The organism is Actinomadura sp. NPDC048032, from assembly GCF_040653175.1.
Classification (GTDB): Bacteria; Actinomycetota; Actinomycetes; order Streptosporangiales; family Streptosporangiaceae; genus Spirillospora; species Spirillospora verrucosospora.
Genome location: NZ_JBEZJP010000608.1, coordinates 1 through 3,639, shown reverse-complemented (window position 1 = coordinate 3,639; position 3,639 = coordinate 1). Strand labels below are relative to the sequence as shown.

General features: G+C 78.4%; 4 protein-coding genes. All 4 read right to left on the bottom strand.

From position 1 onward, the window contains the following. Positions 1-730 (bottom strand): MGMT family protein (locus AB0C69_RS39895; RefSeq protein WP_360361554.1); only part of this gene is annotated, 730 nt, incomplete at its 3' end. After that, entirely contained in the window at positions 727-1,434 is a 708-nt protein-coding gene (locus tag AB0C69_RS39890; protein WP_360361551.1) for an RNA polymerase sigma factor, read from the bottom strand. The genes AB0C69_RS39890 and AB0C69_RS39895, both read right to left, overlap by 4 nt. A 115-nt stretch (positions 1,435-1,549) precedes the next feature. Further along, entirely contained in the window at positions 1,550-2,215 is a 666-nt protein-coding gene (locus AB0C69_RS39885; protein ID WP_360361548.1) for a response regulator transcription factor, read from the bottom strand. After that, positions 2,212-3,639: histidine kinase (locus AB0C69_RS39880; protein WP_360361545.1), on the bottom strand; the 1,428-nt coding region annotated here is incomplete at its 5' end. The genes AB0C69_RS39880 and AB0C69_RS39885, both read right to left, overlap by 4 nt.

Below are 3,639 nucleotides of genomic sequence, written 5' to 3'. Positions count from 1 at the left end.
GGCTCGGCGAGGCGGCCCCGGACGCACCGGTCACCGAGCCGCTGGACAAGGCGATGCTGGCGGCGCTGGCCGGGGTCGGGTAGCACACGATCCCGGTGGTGTCGGAGCCCACCAGCCGCACGCCGCGCCGCGCCAGCCCGGTCACCTCCTCGACGTCGACGTCCTCGGCGCGCAGCAGCCGTTCCTTGGCGCCGGCGCCGAACACGTAGTCGCCCAGGGAGCCGTCCGAGCGGGTCACGCGGTGGCAGGGGATCAGCAGCGGGACGGGGTTGCGGCCCAGCGCCGACCCGACGGCGCGGACGGCCTTGGGCCGTCCGGCGTGCCGGGCCACCCACGCGTAGGGGCGGATCTGGCCGCGCGGGATCTGCGCGGCGGCGCGCAGGACGGCGGCCTCGAAGTCGCTGAGGCCGCGCAGGTCCAGGCGCAGCGTGCCGAGCCGGCCGGTGCGCAGCGCGGGCAGCAGCCCGGGCGGGGGGCGGTCGGCGGGCAGCAGCGGCCGGGCGAACCGGGCGCGGAACGCCGCGGCGAACTCCCGCTCGTCCATGCCGGCGCGCAGGTAGGCGACGCCCTGGTCGGTGAAGGCGACCTGCAGGCCCTCCAGGGGGCCGGGGACGTGGACGCGGCGGGCGGCGATGCGGTCCAGCAGGGCCGGGGGCGCGTCGGCGGCCAGGCCCGCCAGTTCACCGGCCAGCGGGTCGGGCGTGCCGCCGGCGGGGTCGGTGCGGTTCATCGGGTGCCCCCTTTCTGCTCGGGGTCGGGTGCGGTGCCCGGCCCGGTGGTTCCCGGCCCCGTGACGCCGGGTCCGGTGGCGCCGGGTTCGGCGCGCAGGGCGCGCAGGCGGGCCAGGCCGCGGGAGATGTGGGACTTCACGGTGCCCTCGGGCAGGTCCAGCACGGCGGCGATCTCGGCGACGGGCAGGTCGGTGACGTGCCGCAGCACGACCGCGGCGCGCTGCTGGTGGGGGAGCCGGGCCAGCAGGCCGGCCAGCTCGCGGCCGGTCTCGTGGCGGGCGGCGGCGTCCTCGACGCCCTCGCCCGGGTCGGGCGGGTCGGGGGCGTCCTCGATGGGGCCCGGCGGCGGGCGCCGCGCGGCCGTGCGCAGGCTGTTGCGCCACACGTTGGTCAGGATCGTCAGCAGCCAGGCCCGCGGCCGCAGCCCGGCGACGCGCGCCGGCTCGTAGCCGGCCAGCGCGCGGTAGGCGCGCAGGAACGCCTCGGCGGACAGGTCCTCGGCCTCGGCCCACCGCCCGCACAGCCGCAGCGCGGTGGAGAACACCGCGCCCCGGTAGGCCTCGTACAGGTCGGCGAACCCCTCGTCGAGGTCGCGGGCCAGGGCGGCGGCGACCCGCGCCCCGGCGGTGTCGCCTGCCGGGGCGTCCCCGCCGCCCGCGGCGGCGTCGGGGGCGCGGGTGAGAGCTTCGTCCGTAACCGTCACATCCGTTCAACACCGCCGTGACCGGCCCGGTTGCGGTCCCTCGGAGCGGGTCCGCGAGACCGGTCCGCGAGACCGGTCCGCGAGACCGGTCCGCGAGATGGGGCCGGGCGGGTGGTCAGCCGAGCCAGCCGGGGCGGATCATTCCCGTCTCGTAGGCCAGCACCACCAGCTGGGCGCGGTCGCGGGCGCCGAGTTTGGCCAGGATACGGCTGACGTGGGTCTTGGCGGTGGCGGGCGACAGCACCAGCCGCCCGGCGATCTCCTCGTTGGACAGGCCCGCCGCGACCAGCCGCAGCACCTCGCTCTCCCGCTCGGTCAGCGCGTTGAGCTCGGCGGCGGGCGGCGGCGCGGTGATCCGGGACGCGAACTCGGCGATGAGCCGGCGCGTCACCGTGGGCGCCAGCAGCGCGTCGCCGCGCGCCACCACCCGCACCCCGTGGATCAGCTCGGTCGGCTCGGTGTCCTTGACCAGGAACCCGCTGGCCCCGGCCTTGATCGCGCCGTAGACGTAGTCGTCCAGGTCGAACGTCGTCAAGATCACCACGCGGACGTCGGCGAGGCGGGGATCGGCGATGATCCGCCGGGTGGCCTCCAGCCCGTCCAGGACGGGCATGCGGATGTCCATCAGCACCACGTCGGGCCGCAGCTCGCGGGCCCGCGCGACGGCCTGCTCCCCGTCGCCGGCCTCGGCGACGATCTCGATGTCGTCCTCGCCCTCCAGGATCGACCGGAACCCCGCCCTGACCAGCGTCTGGTCGTCGGCCAGCATCACCCGGATCACGCGTTCTCCTCTGTTGTCTCGCCCAGCCCGCTCATATCGTCCTTCGTGTCCTTCTCGCGCGGGGCGGCCGGTCCGGCGGCGTCCAGCGGCAGCCGCGCCCACACCCGGAACCCGCCCGCCGGGCCGGGCCCGGCGGCCAGCTCCCCGCCGACCGAGGCGGCCCGTTCGCGCATGCCCCGCACCCCGTTGCCGACCGCACCGAGTTCCGCACCCTCCGGACCCTCCGCGTGCGCCGGGGGAGCGGGCGGGCCTGGGCCGTCGTCGTCCACCCGCACGACCACCTCGCCGGGGAACACCCGCACCTCGACCGTGACCGCGGCGGCCCCCGAGTGCCGGACGGCGTTGGTCAGCGCCTCCTGCACGATGCGGTACCCGGCCAGCCCGACCGGGGCCGGAAGGTCCCCCAGCGCCGCCGTCCCCGGCTCACCGGGCTCGGGCAGGTCGCCGGCGCGGCGGACCGCCAGCCCGGCCGCGGCGGTCTGGTCCAGCAGCTCCCCGACCCGCGCCAGCGACGGCGGCGGCGCCACCGGCCGCTCCAGCGCCCCGGGCGCGCCGTCCTCGGCGTCGACCTGCCGCAGCACGCCCAGGATCCCGCGCAGCTCCCGCAGGGTGTCCTTGCTCGCCGCCTTGATCGCCTCCAGCGCCGTGTAGGCGCGGCCCGGGTCGTCGCGGCGGTGCAGCGCCGCCCCCGCCTGCACGTTGATCAGCGAGATCTGGTGGGCGAGCACGTCGTGCAGCTCGCGGGCGATGCGCAGCCGCTCGGCGACCGCGCGGCGCCGCGCCTCGGCCTCGCGGTCGCGCTCGGCCGCGGCGGCGCGCCGCTCGGCGGCCTCGGCCAGGGCGCGGCGGCCCCGCACGTACTGCCCGATCGCCACCGTGATCAGCAGCCCCAGCGACAGCGACGCCACGCCGCGGGCGTCGGTCACCGCGTCGGGGTCGTCGCCCTTTCCGCGCACCGACGCCGCCGCCAGGAAACCGGCGTTGACGACGATGACCGCGCCCAGCGGCACCGCCAGCCGGCACTCCACGGCCGCGTTGAACAGCGCCAGCCACAGCACGACCGCCACGGGCCCGTCCGGGTACCCCAGCGGGTAGTACAGCGGCGGCACCGCCACGGCGACCACCAGGACCGCCGCCGGGTGGCTGCGCCGCCACGCCAGCGCCGCCGACGCCGCGGCGATCAGCGCCAGCCCGCCCGGCCACAGCGGCCGGTCCCCGGGCTTGACCGCCGCCTCGCTCATCGCGACCGACGCCACCAGGACCGCCGCCGCCAGCAGGGCGTCGGCCGCCCGCCCGCGCGGCCACCACGGCCGGCCCGGCGCCCGGCCCGCGATCCTGCCGGGGGCCCCGGCCACCGCCCCGGCCCGGCGCGCGAGCCCCCGCACGGGACCCCGCGGGCTCCGCGGCGCGGACTCCTCCGCGCC